The sequence below is a fragment of the Micromonospora sp. NPDC049230 genome (assembly GCF_040647875.1).
In the GTDB taxonomy this organism is placed as follows: domain Bacteria; phylum Actinomycetota; class Actinomycetes; order Mycobacteriales; family Micromonosporaceae; genus Micromonospora.
Genome location: NZ_JBEZCZ010000034.1, coordinates 20956 through 37050, shown reverse-complemented (window position 1 = coordinate 37050; position 16095 = coordinate 20956). Strand labels below are relative to the sequence as shown.

General features: G+C 71.6%; 16 protein-coding genes and 1 riboswitch. Of the genes, 6 read left to right on the top strand and 10 right to left on the bottom strand.

The window, feature by feature from the left end:
- Positions 1 to 15: 15 nt before the first annotated feature.
- Positions 16 to 1134, bottom strand: coding sequence for an NAD(P)/FAD-dependent oxidoreductase (locus tag AB0A95_RS25125; RefSeq protein ID WP_357558203.1), 1119 nt, complete (start codon positions 1132 to 1134; stop codon positions 16 to 18).
- Between the two features lie 53 nt (positions 1135 to 1187).
- On the opposite strand from AB0A95_RS25125, the gene AB0A95_RS25120 reads away from it, so the two are divergent.
- On the top strand, positions 1188 to 1880 hold the full coding sequence (locus tag AB0A95_RS25120) for a TetR/AcrR family transcriptional regulator (RefSeq protein ID WP_357558202.1): 693 nt from the start codon (positions 1188 to 1190) through the stop codon (positions 1878 to 1880).
- A gap of 23 nt (positions 1881 to 1903) precedes the next feature.
- Here the strand turns inward: AB0A95_RS25120 and AB0A95_RS25115 are convergent, their stop codons facing one another.
- Positions 1904 to 2356, bottom strand: a complete 453-nt coding sequence (locus tag AB0A95_RS25115) for a MarR family winged helix-turn-helix transcriptional regulator (protein WP_357558201.1) — start codon at positions 2354 to 2356, stop codon at positions 1904 to 1906.
- 78 nt (positions 2357 to 2434) lie between these two features.
- On the opposite strand from AB0A95_RS25115, the gene AB0A95_RS25110 reads away from it, so the two are divergent.
- Positions 2435 to 3370 carry a zinc-binding dehydrogenase gene (locus AB0A95_RS25110; RefSeq protein ID WP_357558200.1) on the top strand — a complete coding sequence of 312 codons (936 nt, stop codon included), beginning with the start codon at positions 2435 to 2437 and terminating at the stop codon, positions 3368 to 3370.
- Between the two features lie 26 nt (positions 3371 to 3396).
- On the opposite strand, the gene AB0A95_RS25105 is transcribed toward AB0A95_RS25110, so the two are convergent.
- Entirely contained in the window at positions 3397 to 4197 is an 801-nt protein-coding gene (locus tag AB0A95_RS25105; protein ID WP_357558199.1) for an alpha/beta hydrolase, read from the bottom strand.
- Between the two features lie 62 nt (positions 4198 to 4259).
- The gene (locus tag AB0A95_RS25100) at positions 4260 to 5039 is read right to left on the bottom strand and encodes an endonuclease/exonuclease/phosphatase family protein (protein WP_357558198.1); all 780 of its coding nucleotides are present in this window, start codon (positions 5037 to 5039) and stop codon (positions 4260 to 4262) included.
- Positions 5040 to 5223: 184 nt separating this feature from the next.
- On the opposite strand from AB0A95_RS25100, the gene AB0A95_RS25095 reads away from it, so the two are divergent.
- Complete coding sequence (locus AB0A95_RS25095) at positions 5224 to 5997, top strand: TSUP family transporter (RefSeq protein ID WP_357558197.1); 774 nt, start codon at positions 5224 to 5226, stop codon at positions 5995 to 5997.
- Positions 5997 to 6782: a GNAT family N-acetyltransferase gene (locus tag AB0A95_RS25090; protein WP_357558196.1), complete on the top strand. Its 786-nt coding sequence runs from the start codon at positions 5997 to 5999 to the stop codon at positions 6780 to 6782. Before AB0A95_RS25095 ends, AB0A95_RS25090 begins: the two co-directional genes overlap by 1 nt.
- Here the strand turns inward: AB0A95_RS25090 and def are convergent.
- Together def and AB0A95_RS25080 are read right to left on the bottom strand one after the other, a co-directional pair.
- Positions 6762 to 7271, bottom strand: a complete 510-nt coding sequence (gene def, locus AB0A95_RS25085) for a peptide deformylase (RefSeq protein ID WP_357558195.1) — start codon at positions 7269 to 7271, stop codon at positions 6762 to 6764. The genes AB0A95_RS25090 and def overlap by 21 nt on opposite strands.
- A gap of 31 nt (positions 7272 to 7302) precedes the next feature.
- A complete protein-coding gene (locus tag AB0A95_RS25080) occupies positions 7303 to 8577 on the bottom strand; it encodes a chorismate-binding protein (protein WP_357558248.1) in 1275 nt (424 codons plus the stop codon).
- A 96-nt stretch (positions 8578 to 8673) separates the two neighbouring features.
- Here AB0A95_RS25080 and AB0A95_RS25075 point away from each other — a divergent pair, with 96 nt between their 5' ends.
- Positions 8674 to 8874, top strand: coding sequence for a DUF5999 family protein (locus AB0A95_RS25075; protein WP_007460326.1), 201 nt, complete (start codon positions 8674 to 8676; stop codon positions 8872 to 8874).
- A gap of 151 nt (positions 8875 to 9025) precedes the next feature.
- On the opposite strand, the gene gcvP is transcribed toward AB0A95_RS25075, so the two are convergent.
- From gcvP to AB0A95_RS25055, 4 genes are all read right to left on the bottom strand, one after another.
- Positions 9026 to 11848, bottom strand: a complete 2823-nt coding sequence (gcvP, locus tag AB0A95_RS25070) for an aminomethyl-transferring glycine dehydrogenase (protein WP_357558194.1) — start codon at positions 11846 to 11848, stop codon at positions 9026 to 9028.
- Positions 11849 to 11923: 75 nt separating this feature from the next.
- Positions 11924 to 12022, bottom strand: a riboswitch (glycine riboswitch).
- A gap of 64 nt (positions 12023 to 12086) precedes the next feature.
- Positions 12087 to 12932, bottom strand: a complete 846-nt coding sequence (locus AB0A95_RS25065; RefSeq protein ID WP_357558193.1) for an NAD-dependent protein deacetylase — start codon at positions 12930 to 12932, stop codon at positions 12087 to 12089.
- 138 nt (positions 12933 to 13070) lie between these two features.
- A complete protein-coding gene (locus AB0A95_RS25060; RefSeq protein WP_357558192.1) occupies positions 13071 to 14138 on the bottom strand; it encodes a MerR family transcriptional regulator in 1068 nt (355 codons plus the stop codon).
- Positions 14139 to 14429: 291 nt separating this feature from the next.
- Positions 14430 to 14837, bottom strand: coding sequence for a hypothetical protein (locus AB0A95_RS25055; RefSeq protein WP_357558191.1), 408 nt, complete (start codon positions 14835 to 14837; stop codon positions 14430 to 14432).
- Positions 14838 to 15138: 301 nt separating this feature from the next.
- Here AB0A95_RS25055 and AB0A95_RS25050 point away from each other — a divergent pair, with 301 nt between their 5' ends.
- Complete coding sequence (locus AB0A95_RS25050; RefSeq protein ID WP_357558190.1) at positions 15139 to 16068, top strand: XRE family transcriptional regulator; 930 nt, start codon at positions 15139 to 15141, stop codon at positions 16066 to 16068.
- The last annotated feature ends 27 nt before the right edge of the window (positions 16069 to 16095 follow it).

Genomic DNA, 16095 nt, shown 5'->3' with positions numbered 1-16095 from the left:
TGGGTGGTGCCGTGGTCAGGATGGCTGGACGTCGTCGAAGAGGGCGAGGGCTTCGGCGGGGTCCGGGCTCACGAGGCGTTCCAGGCCGGCTGTCGTGATCTTCGCCCACGTGGCGGCTCGTGCCCACATCCGTTCCTCGAAGGCGCGTACGGCCTGGTCCAGATCTTCTGGGTTGGCGACGATGGCCTCGGCGAGTTCGGCGCCGTCGAGCATCGCGAGGTTCGCGCCGGCCCCCAGCGGTGGCATCAGGTGGGCGGCGTCGCCCAGGAGCGTGACCCCGCGGACGTGGGCCCAGGTGTGGGATTCGGGTAGGACGTAGAAGGGGCGGTGGACGAAGGCGGTGCCGTGGCCGAGCAGGGCGAGGACGGGTGCGGCCCAGCCGTCGAACAGGGCCAGCAGGCGCGTTCGGGTGGCCTCGACGTCGGTGGGGTCCAGGTCCGCGTGCCAGTCCAGTGGGGCGCGGAGCTTGACGTATACCTTGACGTGGCCGCCGCTGTTGCGTTGGGCGACGAGGGATCGGTTGACGCCGTACACGGCCACCGAGCCGTCGCCGATCAGGTGGGCGAGGTCGGGGTGGCGGGTGTCGATGTCGTCGAGGGAGGTTTCGACCGAGGTGACGCCGGTGTAGTGCGGTGTCACCGGTGAGACCGCCGGGCGGACCCGGGACCAGGCGCCGTCCGCGCCCACGACGAGATCGAACGTCTCCTGGTGCCCGTCGGCGAAGTGGACGAGTGTGCCGTCCGCGGTGCCGGGCAGCACCTGTGTGACCTCTCGCCCCCACCGTACGTCGAGTGAGTCGAGCAGGAGGTCGCGGAGGTGTCCGCGGTCGATCTCCGGGTTGGTCTGCTCGTCGGGGTGGGGTTGCCAGTCCCGCAGGACGGTGCCGGCGGTGTCCAGGATGCGCATGGCCTGTCCCTCCGGGCGGGACAGTGTCTGGAACTCGGTCAGTAGGCCGGCTTTGTCCAGTGCCAGTTGGCCGAGCCCCTGGTGGAGGTCGAGGGTGCCGCCTGGGGGGCGGGAGTCGGGTGCGGGGTCGCGTTCGAGGACGGTGACGGGGTGGCCGTGGCGGTGCAGGACGCGGGCGAAGGTGAGGCCTGCGGGGCCGCCCCCGGCCACGGCGATACGGTGTCTCATAGCGATACACCGTATCGGGCTCGTAGAATGCACCGCAACAGCAGGGAGTGATCATGACGGTGTGGGACCGGCCGGAGCCGCCGAATCCCCCGGTGCCGCTCGACCGGGAGCGGATCATCGCGGCCGCCGTCGCGCTGGCCGACGAGGGTGGGCTGGAGGCGGTGTCGTTGCGCAAGGTCGCGGCCCGGCTGAACGCCGGCCCGATGCGGCTGTACGGGTACATCTCCACCAAGGACGAGCTGTTCGACCTCATGGTGGACGAGGTGCACGCCGAGATACTCCCCGGGGAGCCGCCGGGTGAGTGGCGGGAGGCGTTGCGCGTCCTCGCCCACCGCACCAGGCAGGCCGTTCTGCGGCATGAATGGCTTGCCGACCTGCTCGGTGGCCGCCCGACCCTGGGGCCGAACGGTTTCGCGGTGACCGAGGCCAAGCTGGCCGCCCTCGACGGCCTCGCCGACATCGACACCGCGCTGCGGGCGGTGGAAACTGTCAGCGCCTACGTCACAGGTGCGATCAGGCGTGAGATCGCGAACCTGCGGGCCGAGCGCGCCACGGGTCTGTCCAAGCGCGACTGGCAGCGCGCCTCCGGCCCGCGCCTGGCGAAGATGTTGGCCACGGGCCGCTTCCCGGCGCTGAGCAGGGCGGTGCACGACGGGGCGGAGGTGGACGCCGAGGTGTCCTTCGCGACCGGTCTGGACTGGGTCCTCGACGCCGTGGCCGCCAAGCTCACCCGGCCGGCGGCGTAGGGCTGATCAGGTAGGCGGGGTCGTCATGCCGGTGGGTGGTGGGGCGCGACGATGCGGGTCAGGAGTCGCACGAGGTGTTGACGCTCTTCGGGGGTGAGTGCGGCGGTCAGTTCGGCGTTGGCCTGCTCGCCCAGTCTCTCCGTGCGGCGCAGCAGGCGGGTGCCGGTCGGTGAGATGGAGATGGCGTTCTTGCGCCGGTCGGCGCTGTCGGGGGCTCGGGTGATCAGGTCTTCGGTGTGCAGGTCGTGGACGATGGAGACCATGTCTTTGGGGTCGACGCCGAGGGTTCGGCTGAGTTGGGCCTGCGAGAGCGGCCCGAGTTCGGCAACGGTGGCCAGCACCGCGTGGTGCATCATCCGGATGCCCTCATGAGCGAGCGCCTCGGCGACGAGTCGGTGGCCGCGGGCAGCGGCTCGGCCCAGTAGCCAGCTTGGCAGCGCGCGGATGCGTGCGGGGGCGTACGGGGTGTCGGCCATGTCAGGACACTACTTAATCGTTGGGCCTACCCGACAGTCGCGCCTATCGTTGGGGACACCCAACGATAGGAGGTACCTGTGCGCACTGTTCGCTATCACCGGCACGGCGGACCGGAGGTCCTGCGGGTGGAGCAGGTCCCCCAGCCTCGTCCCAGCCGCGGCGAGCTGCTGATCCGCGTCGAGGCCATCGGTGTCACGCTTCCCGGGGTGCGGAAGGTTCGGGGTGACGGCGACCGCGGTCCGCTGCCGGCGACGCTGGGCGGTGAGGTGGCCGGTGCGGTGATAGGCGTCGGCCCGCAGGCCGATGGCTTCGCGATCGGCGACCGGGTGACCGCCCTCGCCTTCGTGGGCGCCTACGCCGACGTGGTCGTCGTGCCGACGTTCACCGCTAGCCGCATCCCCGACCACGCGGACTGTGTGCAGGCCGCCGCGCTGGTCCGAAGCGGACACGTCGCCCTGGCGGCGCTGGCCACCGCGCAGATCACCGCCGCCGAGTCGGTTCTGGTCACCGGCGCGGCCAGCGGCGTGGGGCATCTCGCCGTCCAGTTGGCGAAGATTCAGGGCGTCACGCGCGTCGTGGCAGCCGTCGGCACCGTGGACAAGGTGGACTTCGTGCGGGGTCTCGGCGCCGACGAGGTCGTCGTCTACGACGACGAATCGTGGACCGACCCGGTCGATGTGGTCCTCGACGCCGTCGGTGGTGACCTTCTCCCCCGCGCGGTCGCCGCGTTGCGTCCGGGTGGGCGGCTCATCTTCTTCAACTCCGGTGGCGGTACGGTGCCCGCGTTCGACCTGCTCGCCGGCTCGAAGACCATCACCGGTCTCACGATGGCCCGGTTCGCCGGCACCCGGCGGGACCTCTACGACCGCCACCACGAGCGGCTGTGGGAGCTGCACCGCACCGGACAGCTTCGGGCCGTCATCCACGCCCAGATTCCCCTGTCCGATGCGGCGACCGCTCATGAGATCATCGAGGCGCGGGTCAACCGGGGAAAGGTGATCCTGCGCCCCTGACCGCGAACATGAAGCGTCCGCGCCGGTCAGCGGGCGTGCCGCAGCGCCCAGTCGAGGGCGTGGTCGGCGATGCGCTGCCAGCCGTGCTGGGCGGGCAGTAGGTGGGCGTACCCGTCGTGGAGTTCGACCTCGGTGATGGTGTCGCCCTGGTAGTGCGCGGCGTTGGCGCGTTGCACGCTGGGCGGCATGATGTGGTCTTCGGAGCCGGAGATGAACAGCAGCGGGGCGCGTTTGTCGTTGTGGTAGTCGACGGCGATGTCCTGCGGGCCGGGCAGCAGGTTGGCCAGGACGCCGTCCCAGAGGATCCCGCCGGCGGCGGGGATGGCGTAGCGCTCGTACAGGGCGCGGGCCTCGTCCTCGTCGAAGGTGTTGGTGAACGCGTAGTTCCACTGGTCGAAGGTGAAGCCGACGGCCCGGTGCCGGTTGGCGGGGTTTTTCAGGACCGGGAAGGTGGAGCGTAGCTGCGAGAGGGGCGTCACCGTGACGCCTTCGGTGGGCGCGGAGTTGAGCACGACCGCCGAGGCGCCGTACCCGCGGTCGAGCAGCACCTGGGTGAACGCCCCGCCGGCGGAGTGGCCCATGATGATCGGCGGTGTGGGCAGTGCGTCGAGCACCGCGCACAGGTGCGCGATGATCTGTGGCGCGGTGAGCGTCTCCAGGGGGCTGGGGTCGGCGTTGATCGCTTCGACCTCGGCTTCCAGTCCGGGGTACGTGGGGGTGAGTACCCGGAAGCCTTGGGCCTGGTAGTGGGTGGCCCAGTGTTCCCAGCTGCGGGGGGTGACCCAGAATCCGTGGATGAGCACGATCGTGTCCGGCGTGTCGCTCATGGTCAGCTCCGTGGCGGTGGTGGTTTCCAACCTACGCACTGCCGGGCGGGTGGCCGGCGGGTTCAGCCGAGGTCGACCAGCAGGGGGCGGTGGTCGGAGATGGTGGACGGTGGTGCGGTGACGGCCCGTACGGGTGGGAGCTGGTCGAGGGCGTGCCGGTCGGCGAGGATGTGGTCGAGTTGCACGCGGGGCTGCCCGGAGGGGTAGGTGGGGCGGCGGCCCAGCAGGTGCCAGCCGGAGATGAGTCGGGCGGGGCCGGCGGGCAGGTTGAGGTCGCCGAGCAGGACGCGGGGGCCGGGTAGTGCGCGCAGGGCGCGGACGGTTTGGCGTAGTTGGCGGGCGTTCCAGCCGGGGACGAAGGACAGGTGGGTCGCGGCGACGGTGAGTGGGCCGTGTGGGGTGTCCAGGACGGCGGCGAGGACGACGCGGGGTTCGTCGTGCAGCAGGATGAGGCCGCCGCGGGGGCCGGGGACGTAGACCGGGGATCGTACGGGTGCGGGCTTGAGGCGGGTGATGTGCCAGCTGCGCACGGGGTGGCGGCTGACCAGGCCGATGCCGTAGCAGGGTTCGCCGTGCCCGTCGTCGTCGTGGCGTAGTGGGCGGAACTGTTCGCCGGGGGTGCCGACGAGGGCGGCGGCGAAGCGGTGCTGTGGTGCGTCCAGGGCGTGGGCGGCGATGGTGGTGAGGTCGAGGTTGCCGCTGCGGTGTTGGTCGCGGTCGACCTCCTGTAGGGCGAGGACGTCGGCGTCGAGGGCGCGCACGGCGGCGGTGAGGCGGTCGGGGTTGACGAGCCCGTCGCTCAGGGAGCGTCCGTGCAGCACGTTGAAGGTGGCCAGGCGCACTTCTGCACCCTACGTCCCTGTGCCAGGGTTACCGGGTGGCGAAGGTGTTGCTGTGTTCCGTGCTGGTGTTCGTGGCGGTCGGCGCGTTGGGGGTGTGGTTGCGGCGTTCCCGGGGTCGCTGACCGGGTGAGGCTGGCCACTCCGGTGCGGGTCGGGGTGCCCCGGGTGGGGAGAATTGCCGCCCGTGGACGCCGTATCGCTGAGTACCCTGTTGGCCGCTGCCGCGATGGCGGGGTGGGTTGACGCCGTGGTCGGTGGTGGTGGGTTGTTGCTGCTGCCGGCGTTGCTGGTGGCGGCGCCGGGGTTGCCGGTGGCCACCGCGCTGGGCACGAACAAGCTGGCCGCGATCTTCGGTACGACCACGGCGGCGGCGACGTACGCGCGGCGGACCGAGGTGGACTGGCGGGTGGTGGCGCCGGCGGCGGGGTTGGCGGTGGTGAGTGCGGGCGTCGGCGCGGCGCTGGCCGGGGCGGTGCCGGCGTCGGCGTACCGGCCGGTGGTGCTTGTCGTGTTGGTGGCGGTGGCGGTGTTCGTGCTGCTGCGCCCCCGGTTGGGGGTGGTGGCGGTGCCGCGGCGGCGTACCCCGGTGCGGGTGGTGGCGGTGATCGCGGTCGCGGGGGTGGGCATCGCGCTGTACGACGGGTTGATCGGTCCGGGGACCGGCACGTTTCTGGTGTTGGCGTTCACCACCCTCGTCGGCGCGGACTTCGTGCACGGGTCGGCGATGGCGAAGGTCGTGAACGCGGGAACGAATCTGGGTGCGTTGGTGGTGTTCGGGGTGACCGGGCACGTGTGGTGGTTGCTCGGTGCGGGCATGGCGGTGTGCAACATCGCCGGGGCGGTGCTGGGTGCGCGGATGGCGTTGCGCCGGGGGTCGGGTTTCGTGCGGGTGGTGTTGCTGGTGGTGGTGTTGGCGTTGGTCGCGAAGCTGGGCCACGACCAGTGGGTGGCCCGCTGATGCCGGTGCGGGCCGAGCACGACCGGGCGGTGCTGGCCAGGTTGCTGGGGCGGGACCCGGTGTTGCACGCCTACCAGTTGGGTGACCTGGACGACTTCTTCTGGCCGTACACGTCGTGGTTTCGCCGTGGTGACCAGGTCGCGTTGCTGTACCACGGCGCCGACCTGCCGACGTTGTTGGCGTTCGCCGCGCCGGCGGACACCGCGGCGTTGTCGGTGTTGTTGGCGCAGGTGGCGCCGGTGCTGCCGGCCCGCCTGTACGCGCACCTGTCCCCCGGCCTGACCGGCGCGCTGGCGGGGTCGTTCCGGATGGATGCCGGTGGTCGGCACCACCGGATGGCGTTGACCGATCCGGGGCGGCTGGGCGCTGTGGCCCCGGCGGGGGTGGTGTTGGGGGCGGCGGACCTGCCGCAGGTGCGGGAGTTGTACGCGCAGGCGTACCCGGGTAACTGGTTCGACGAGCGGATGATGCAGACCGGGCAGTACCTGGGGGTACGCGACGGGGGCGCGTTGGTCGCGGTGGCGGGGGTGCATGTGTTCTCGCCGGCGTACCGGGTGGCGGCGTTGGGGAACGTCACGACGCATCCGCGGTGGCGGGGTCGTGGTGTGGGCGCGTCGGTGGTGGCGGCGTTGTGTACGCGGCTGCGGGAGAGCGTGCAGCACGTGACGCTGAACGTGAAGGCGGACAACGCGGCCGCGGTGCGGCTGTACGAGCGGGTGGGTTTCACCCGGGTCGCCGACTACGACGAGTGGACGTTGACGTCGCTAGGCGCGGCGGCTGGGTGAGTCGAAGCGCCCGGCGCGGATCTCGCGCAGGGCGCGGCGGCGGGTGTCACCGCGCAGGGTGTCGACGTAGAGGGTGCCGTGCAGGTGGTCGGTCTCGTGTTGCAGGGCGCGGGCGAGGAAGCCGCTGCCGGCGATGGTGAGCGGCTCACCGTGTTGGTCGACGCCGTGGGCGGTGGCGTGCAGCGCCCGGACGGTCGGGAAGTACAGGCCGGGGATGGACAGGCAGCCTTCCTCGTCGTCCTGGAGCTCGTCGGAGAGCTCAAGGGTGGGGTTGATGAGGTGGCCGCGGTGCCCGTCGGCGTCGTAGACGAACACCTGGGCGCTGACGCCGATCTGTGGTGCGGCGACGCCGGCGCGGCCGGGGGCGCCGAGCAGGGTGTCCATCAGGTCGGTGACGAGGGCGCGCAGCTCGGCGTCGAAGGTGGTGACCGGTTCGCATCCGGTGCGCAGGACGGGGTCGCCGATGATCCGGATGGGCCGCATGGTCATGGGGGTCAGTTTATCGCCGGTGGTGGGTGGGTCAGTGTCCGGCCAGGGTGGCGCGGATCGGGGCGGTCTTCGCGGCGGCTTCGGCGACCTCGGCGTGGGCGTCGCTGTCCCAGGTGATGCCGCCGCCGGCCCAGGTGTGCAGCAGGTCGGCGTCGGCGGCGGCGGTGCGGATGGTCAGGCCGAGGTCGACGTGCCCGGGGGTGACCCAGCCGAGTGCGCCCATGCTGGCGCCCCGGCCGACGGGTTCGAGGGCGTTGATCTGGGTGAGGGCGGCGTGTTTGGGTGCGCCGGTCACGGAGCCGCCGGGGCAGGTGGCGCGCAGCAGGTCGGCGAGGCCGAGGCCGTCGGCGGCGGCGGCGCGGACCGTCGACTCGGCCTGCCACAGGTCGCACCAGCGGCGTACGGCGAACAGGTCGTCGACGGTGACGGTGCCGGTGCGGGCGATGCGGGCGAGGTCGTTGCGTTCCAAATCGACGATCATGATGTGTTCGGCGCGTTCCTTGGCGCTGGCGAGCAGTTCGGCGCGGCCGGCGGCGGTGGCCGGGCGGGTGCCCTTGATGGGTCGGGTGATCAGGTGCCCGTCGGTGACCTCGATGAGGGTTTCCGGGGAGGCGCAGCCGATCGCCCAGCCGTCGCCGGTGAGGACGCCGCCGTAGCGGGCGCCGGGGAGCGCGCCGAGGCGACTCAGGGCGGGTAGGGGGTCGCCGGTGTAGCGGGCGGCGGCGTGCCCGACGAGGTTGGTCTGGTAGACGTCGCCGCGGCCGATGGCGGCGCGGACCCTGTCGACGGCGTCGGCGTGTTGGCGGGGGGTCCAGCTGTCGGTCCACGGGCCGAGCCACCAGGGGGTGGGTACGGCCGGTGGGGTGGCCCGGGTGGGGCCGTGGTGGTAGACGACGACGGTGAGGTCGGGCAGGGTCGGCGCGGGTTCGGGTGCGGTGGTGGGTGCGCCGGCCAGGTGCGCGCCGGCCGCGGCGGACAGGTAGAGCGCGGCGCCGCACACCCCGTCGTGCGGGTGGGGGCGGGCGGGTCGGGTCAGGTCGTGTAGGGGCAGGCCGTGTGCGGCGAGGAACTCCTCGGCGAGCGCGGCGGGGTCGCCGCCGTCGCGGCGGTGCCACTGTAGGCGGGCGCGTTCGGTGAGCGAGTCCCGACACGCGGCGGGCGCCGCCGGCACACCGACCGACGCCGCCGCGCCGCGGTAGGCGGCCAACGCGGCCGCGCCGCTGCCTGCGGTGAACACCTGTGGGAGCGTTTCCACGCCGTATGGTCCGACCTTCCTCATCCGTTCAGTGGATTTCGGGTGCGCCAGGCCGACACCTGCTCGATGCTGGCCACTTTCGCTTGGTACTGTGCGTCACTGGTCATGTGAACCATGACACAGTGCCCCCACAGTCCGGAGAACCCGATGTGCCAGCACCAACCGACCTGCCCCTCCGCTGAAGCCACCGACCGGGAAGCCGCGCGGGTCCTCGCCTGCTTCCGTGAGCAGGGCTGGAGTCTGCTCTGCAACGGTGTGATCGTCTTCGAGGACACCGGCGAGTTGCTGCCCGACGGCAGCAGCATCGCACCGCACCGCGGTCCCGCCCGCCACGCCCTCGTGGCCTGATTGACCACCCAGCGTCACCGTTTAGCCGCCGCGGACCCAGGCTAGTCCCCCGGTAAGGGACCTCTCCGCCCAGGTCGCAGCGGCTGCCGGGGCAGGCCGTAACCGCCCGCCCCGGCGCGCCGCCGTCGGTCCTCGACCGGCTCCGGCGTTGTCAGTCCTCGAACGCCTCCGGCGACGGGCACGAGCAGACCAGGTTCCGGTCGCCGTACGCGCCGTCGATGCGCCGCACCGGTGGCCAGTACTTCCCGGCCCGGTCCACCCCGGCCGGGTACGCGCCCACCGACCGCGGGTACGCGTGCGACCACTCGTCACCGCTGACCATCGCCGCGGTGTGCGGCGCGTTCGCCAGGGGGTTGTCCCCCGCCGGCCACGCCCCGGAACCCACCTGCTCGATCTCCGCCCGGATGGCGATCATCGCGTCGCAGAACCGGTCCAGCTCGGCCAGGTCCTCACTCTCGGTCGGCTCCACCATCAGCGTGCCCGCCACCGGGAACGACATCGTCGGCGCGTGGAAGCCGTAGTCGATCAGCCGCTTCGCCACGTCGTCGACGCTCACCCCTGTCGTCTTCGTCAACGGCCGCAGGTCGAGGATGCACTCGTGGGCCACCAGGCCCTTGTTGCCGGCGTAGAGCACCGGGAAGTGCCCGCGCAGCCGCGCCGCCACGTAGTTCGCGGCGAGGACCGCCACCCCGGTGGCCCGGGTCAGCCCTTCGGCGCCCATCATCCGCAGGTACGCCCACGGGATCGGCAGGATCCCCGCCGACCCGTACTTCGCCGCCGAGATCGCCGGCGTCGCGTCGGCGTGCGCCCCGAGGGGGTCACCGGGCAGGAACGGCGCGAGGTGCGCGCGGACCGCGACCGGGCCCACACCGGGGCCACCGCCGCCGTGCGGGATGCAGAACGTCTTGTGCAGGTTGAGGTGCGACACGTCCGCGCCGAACCTGCCGGGCTTGGCGAACCCGACCAGGGCGTTGAGGTTCGCCCCGTCGACGTACACCTGACCGCCGGCGTCGTGGACCTTCGCGCACAGCGACGCGATGCCCGTCTCGTACACCCCGTGCGTCGACGGGTACGTCACCATGATCCCGGCGAGCGCGTCCCGATGCTTGTCGATCTTCGCGTCCAGGTCGACGAGGTCGACGTTGCCGTCCTCGTCGCAGGCCACCACGACGACCCGCATGCCGGCCATCACCGCCGACGCCGCGTTGGTGCCGTGCGCCGACGACGGGATCAGGCACACGTCGCGGTGCGACTCACCCCGCGACGCGTGGTAGGAGCGGATCGCCAGCAACCCGGCCAGCTCACCCTGCGACCCGGCGTTGGGTTGCACGCTGACCGCGTCGTAGCCGGTCACCTCCGCCAGCCACGACTCCAGCTGACCGATCATCTCCCGGTACCCGACGGTCTGCGCGTCCGGCGCGAACGGGTGGATGTGCGCGAACTCCGCCCAGCTGACCGGCTCCATCTCGGTGGTCGCGTTCAGCTTCATCGTGCACGACCCGAGCGGGATCATGCCCCGGTCCAGGGCGTAGTCGAAGTCCGACAGCCGCCGCAGGTAGCGCAGCATCGCCGTCTCGGAGTGGTGGCTGCGGAACACCGGGTGGGTCAGGAAGTCCGACGTCCGGGCCAGGTCGGCCGGCAGGGCCGCGTCCACGGTCCCGTCGAACGCGGGCACCCCGAACGCCTCCCACACCAGTGCCAGGTGCGCGTCGGTGGTCGTCTCGTCGCAGGACACCCCCACCCGGTCGGCGTCGACCAGCCGCAGGTTCACGCCCCGCTGCGCGGCCGCCGCGACCACCCGCGCCGCGCCGCCCGGCACGGTCGCGGTGACGGTGTCGAAGAACGCGACGCCCGCGACGTCCACGCCACCGGCGCGCAGCCCGGCCGCGAGCCGCGCCGCCATCTGATGGGTACGCGTCGCGATGTCGCGCAGCCCGTCCGGGCCGTGGTAGACGGCGTACATGCCGGCCATCACCGCGAGCAGCACCTGCGCGGTGCAGATGTTGCTTGTCGCCTTCTCCCGCCGGATGTGCTGCTCACGGGTCTGCAACGCCAACCGGTAGGCCGGGTTGCCGTCCGCGTCGCGTGACACCCCGACGAGGCGCCCGGGCAGCATCCGCTCCAGGCCCGCGCGGACCGCCAGGTAACCGGCGTGCGGCCCCCCGAAGCCCATGGGTACGCCGAAACGCTGGGTGGTGCCGGCGGCGATGTCCGCGCCGATCTGCCCCGGTGCGCGCAGCAGCGTCAACGCCAACAGGTCCGCCGCGACGGTGACCAGCGCCCCGACGGTGTGCGCGGCCTCGACGAGGCTCGTGTGGTCGCGGACCGCCCCGGACGCGCCCGGGTACTGCAGGTGCAGGCCGAAGAACTCCGCCGGCAGCTCGTCACGGGCGACGTCGACGACCCGCACGTCGATGCCGAGCGGCTCGGCGCGGCTGGTGATCACCGCGATGGTCTGCGGCAACGCGTCGGCGTCGACGACGTACACCCGGCTCTTGCTCTTGGACGCGCGGCGGGCGAGGGTCATCGCCTCCGCCGCGGCGGTGCCCTCGTCGAGCATGGAGGCGTTCGCGGTGGCCAGGCCGGTCAGGTCGGTGACCATCGTCTGGAAGTTCAACAGCGCCTCCAGGCGGCCCTGGCTGATCTCCGGCTGGTACGGGGTGTACGCCGTGTACCAGGCCGGGTCCTCCAGCACGTTGCGGCGGATCACCGCCGGGGTGTGCGTGCCGTGGTATCCCAACCCGATCATGGACACGGCGACGGTGTTACGCGCCGCGAGGGCCCGCAGCTCGGCGATCGTCTCGGCCTCGGTGGCCGGATCGGGCAGGGCCAGGGTGCCGTGCCAGCGGATCACCTCGGGGATCGCGGCGTCCATCAACTCGTCGATCGAGTCGTGCCCGACGACCTCCAACATCCGACGCTCGTCGTCGGGGCCGGGGCCGATGTGACGGGTGGCGAACTGCTCTACGGTCATCAGGGGCACTCCCGGGCGAGGTCGACGTGTCGGCCTCCCCCTCTGTCGCACCCCCACCGGGGGCGCTCCACAGTGCCTGCCCACGAGGTCCTTTTGCCTGAGAGGTTCCGGGGAGGATTTGCCCCTTCGGCGCCGCCCTGAGTGCCCTCGGGCGGTCTCTCCCACGTGGGTGTTACCGGCATGGTCAACGCTACCAGCGCCGGTGTTTCCGGCAGATGTCCGACCCCCGGCCGGGCTGTCACACCCCGACCGGTGCCGCACCACCCACCCGGTCGGCCAACTCCGACAGCAGCGCGCCCAGGGGCGCGTCGACGCTGATGGTGGCGTGGCCGTCACCACGGGTCGGCCCCTGGTTGACGATCGCCACCGGAATGCCCCGTTTCGCGGCGCGGATCACGAAACGGCGCCCCGACATCACCGTCAACGACGACCCGAGCACCAGCAACGAGCGGGCCCGCTCGACGGCGGCGAAGCACCGTGCCACCCGCTGCGGCGGGACCGTCTCGCCGAAGAACACCACGTCCGGCTTCACCATCCCGGTGCCGCAGATGCCGCAGTCCACCGGCCGGAACGCGGCCACCTGCTCGTCGGGGAGATCCACGTCACCGTCCGGGTTCACCGCGGCGACCTGGGCCACGAAGTCCGGGTTGGCCTCGCGCAGCCGCCGGTCCAACTCCTCCCGGGAGGTCAGGTTGCCGCAGTCCAGGCAGATCACCTCGTCCAGGCGACCATGCAAGTCGATCACCGACGTGCTGCCGGCCGCACCGTGCAGACCGTCGACGTTCTGGGTGATCACCTCATCGACCAGGCCGGCGTGTTGCAGCCTGGCCACCGCCCGGTGCCCGGCGTTGGGCGCCGCACCCGCGATCAACCGCCACCCCAGGTGACTTCGCGCCCAGTAACGCCGCCGCGCGAGGGGATCCCGGGTGAACGCCTGGAAGGTCATCGGGGTGTGCCGCCGCGCCACCCCGCTGGGCCCCCGGTAGTCCGGGATGCCCGACTCGGTGGACAGGCCGGCGCCGCTGAGCACCACCACCCCACCAGCGGCCACCAGCGCGCGCAACGCGTCGAAGCTCTCCGTCACCCCTCCATGCTGCCTCACCCCACCCACCCCCACCCCCCTCGAGGCGGTTGATCATGGAGTTATAGTCGGCCGCCGCGGCGGGTCGTGACAATAACCTCATGATCAACCGCCTTGGGTGGGGTGGGGTGGGGCCCTGGGCTACGCGGCGACGACGTCGGCGACGACGCAGGCGATGTTGTCCGGCCCACCGCGGGCCTGCGCCAGGTCGACAAGCGCCGCCACCGTGTCCTCGGGATCGCCGCCGGCACTCAGCGTCGCGTGCAGATCGGCACGATCCACGACCGCCCACAGCCCGTCGGAGCACAGCAGGTACCGGTCACCGGGCAGCGCGGTCCGCAGCGCGAGATCAGCCTCGACCTGCCGGCCCCCACCGAGCGCGCGCACCAGCACCGCCCGCTGGGGATGCGCGGCGGCCTCGTCGGGGTCGAGACGACCCTGATCCACCTGGGTCCGCACCCAGGTGTGATCCTGCGTGAGCAGCGACAACTCCCCGCCGCGCAGCAGGTACGCCCGGGTGTCACCGATGTGCACCAGAGCCAACTGCGAGCCGCCGCGCAGCAACGCGGTCAACGTGGTGACCGGCTGGTGCTCGTCGGTGGCCAGCGCCCGCACGGTGCGGTCGACGTCGGTGACCGCACCGGCCAGCATCGTCAGCAGGTCCACCGCCGGTGTGTCGGCGAGCGCCAACGGCAGGAGGGCGTCGATGGCGGCGGCACTGGCGGCAGCCCCACCGGGTCCCCGCATGCCGTCGGCGACGGCGAACAGCCGCTCACCGGCGTACGCGGCGTCCTCGTTGCTGTCGCGCGCCGCCCCGGTGACACACCCGGCGGCACAGCGAACAGCGAGGGCGGGATTCGATCGAGACACGGTGACGTCCCCTTCCAGAAGGTGCTCCACGAGGACGGTGGCGAGCCGGGCACGGGCCGCGGTGTCGGCGCTGACCTCCCGCCAGTACGCGGTGACCGCCTGCGCCGCCGCCGCGGGATCCAGGGCACACACGACGCGGATCGTCGCCAGCGGCATGCCGATGCGCCGGAGCTGGGCGACCAGCCGCGCCACCGGCAGCTGCTCGGGGTCGTACAGCCGATACCCGGACTCCGGATCGACAGCGGCCGGCGGCAGGAGCCCCACCTGCTCGTACAGGCGCAGCGCCTTCGGCGTCAGCCTCGCCGCCCGGGCGAACACCCCGATGGTCCACAGCCCCACGTCGCCATCCTCCTCGCGCCGGTCACGGCGACCGGCACACCCCAGACTGGGGGTTACCCGAAGGGCAAGGTCAAGCCCTGCACACCCGGCGGTGTGGGCGACCCCGCCCCGGTAGGTTCGGCGCATGCGTGTCGTCATCGCCGGCACCGAGGTGACCCTTGACCACCCCCGGGGGTGATCGGCGCTGCTGGTGCCGCGGTCCACGTCCCGCATGCCGTTCGGGGCCCGCCCCGCAGAACGGGACAGGCCCCGAACGGATCCCCGCTGACTCACCGCATCGGTGGACTCACCTCAGCCGGTGCAGGGCGTGGTGATCGTGCTCTCGCCCGAGACGTTCCCGCCGTAGATCCAGCCGTACGGTGCCGCCCCTCCGACGCTGACGTAGTACCACCAGTTTCCCGCCGAGTTCTGGAACCGGCACCACCCGCCGAGTCGCTGGCCCACGTTGAGGTAGTTGCTCACGTTGCCACAGCTCTGGCCCGGACCATTGCGCAGCGGGATGGACGTCGTCACGGTGGCGCCCCCGAGACCGTTGCTCCCGGGACTCCAACCGCAGACGGCCAGGGTGCCGACGGGGGCGTTCGACGGTGTGAAGGTCGGTGCCTGGTTCGTCGAGGCGCTCGCCGGCGCTGCCCCCGAGGCGACGCCAAGCGCGATGGCGGCGCCCACAGTGAGCGCCCGCCGCTTCAGTTTCTGCATGCTGCTCCTCCTCTGGTACGGAACTGACCGAGGGGTTCTCACCTCGATCTGGGGATGAGCCTGGCCAGCGGTCGGTGCGACGAACAAGGGTCTGAGCTGTGCGGAACAGTTCCGCGCACCCGGCCTCGACGGCTGCCTGCGAGCCGCGCTGCCACAGTGATGGCGGTCACAACGAGTCGGAGAGTCAGATATCTAGACGCACGAATGTGAACCTGTCGGAAGAATGCTGGTTCCCACCGAATCGGAGCGCCTTGGCACTGAGGGAGGGCCTGCGTTGCGACCGCCGGAACCCCATCCATCCATGAACGTCGGAGAGTTCGTCGCAGCCCTGAAAGCCCTACGCCTGTGGTCAGGGCTCTCGTACCGGGAGTTGGCCGCGAAGGCACAGGCATCCGGAGGATCGCTCCCACCGAGCACCATCGCGTCGATGCTCGGCCGCAACACTCTGCCCCGCGCCCCACTGATCGCGACGTTCGTCCTGGCCTGCGGCCTCGATCAGGACACCGCCGACCGGTGGGCCACAGTGCGAAACAGCATCGCCATCGGCACCGAAATCTCAGATTCGAGCGCTCCCCTGCCACCGCAGTCCGACAGCGGAACCGAGCCGGCGCCACCCGCCCCCCAGCTCACGAGACGCCGCCGACTGCTCGTCATCGGCGCCGCCGCTCTCGGGTTACTTCTCAGCATCGCGGCGTTTCTGCTGCTCAAGCCGACCGAAACACCTGAACGCCCCGCCGCCGAGCCTCAGCTGCCACACGACGGCTGGGTCCTCATCCAACCCGCCCACATCCCCGACCACGACCTCTGCGTCGGCGAAGGCCGCGAGCGCAACCGCCGTACGGATCGGCCCCTCGCCGTGCAACGCCCATGCGCCACGATCACCCCCGACACGTACCTCACCGCAACAAGCATCAACGGCGTCTACGAAATCCGGTGGCACCATCCAACCGAAGGCGTCGGATGCCTCACCGTCGACGAGGCGCTCACCGAGGCCGACACGCTGATAGCGCCCAGCGAGTGCACCGGAGCCGCACATCAGCGTTACCAACTGGAGCCGACCCAGACACCGACCGGATACCGGATCCGGCCCACCCACAGTGGGCTCTGCCTCGGCATTCTCGGCGGACACGCGGACGTGGACGACGGCGCCGAGCTCGCCCAAGCACCCTGCACCGGAGCACTGGACCAAGTTTTCCTCGTGCGGCCCACCACATCACCGCGGCCGAGGTAACTCGCACCACACCTCAGCTGAGCACCC

Excerpts from the sequence above, each read along its gene's own strand:
- AB0A95_RS25125 (WP_357558203.1), bottom strand. The coding sequence starts at position 1,134 with ATGAGACACCGTATCGCCGTGGCCGGGGGCGGCCCCGCAGGCCTCACC.
- AB0A95_RS25120 (WP_357558202.1), top strand. The coding sequence starts at position 1,188 with ATGACGGTGTGGGACCGGCCGGAGCCGCCGAATCCCCCGGTGCCGCTC.
- AB0A95_RS25115 (WP_357558201.1), bottom strand. The coding sequence starts at position 2,356 with ATGGCCGACACCCCGTACGCCCCCGCACGCATCCGCGCGCTGCCAAGC.
- AB0A95_RS25105 (WP_357558199.1), bottom strand. The coding sequence starts at position 4,197 with ATGAGCGACACGCCGGACACGATCGTGCTCATCCACGGATTCTGGGTC.
- AB0A95_RS25090 (WP_357558196.1), top strand. The coding sequence starts at position 5,997 with ATGCCGGTGCGGGCCGAGCACGACCGGGCGGTGCTGGCCAGGTTGCTG.
- def (WP_357558195.1), bottom strand. The coding sequence starts at position 7,271 with ATGACCATGCGGCCCATCCGGATCATCGGCGACCCCGTCCTGCGCACC.
- AB0A95_RS25075 (WP_007460326.1), top strand. The coding sequence starts at position 8,674 with ATGTGCCAGCACCAACCGACCTGCCCCTCCGCTGAAGCCACCGACCGG.
- gcvP (WP_357558194.1), bottom strand. The coding sequence starts at position 11,848 with ATGACCGTAGAGCAGTTCGCCACCCGTCACATCGGCCCCGGCCCCGAC.
- AB0A95_RS25055 (WP_357558191.1), bottom strand. The coding sequence starts at position 14,837 with ATGCAGAAACTGAAGCGGCGGGCGCTCACTGTGGGCGCCGCCATCGCG.
- AB0A95_RS25050 (WP_357558190.1), top strand. The coding sequence starts at position 15,139 with ATGAACGTCGGAGAGTTCGTCGCAGCCCTGAAAGCCCTACGCCTGTGG.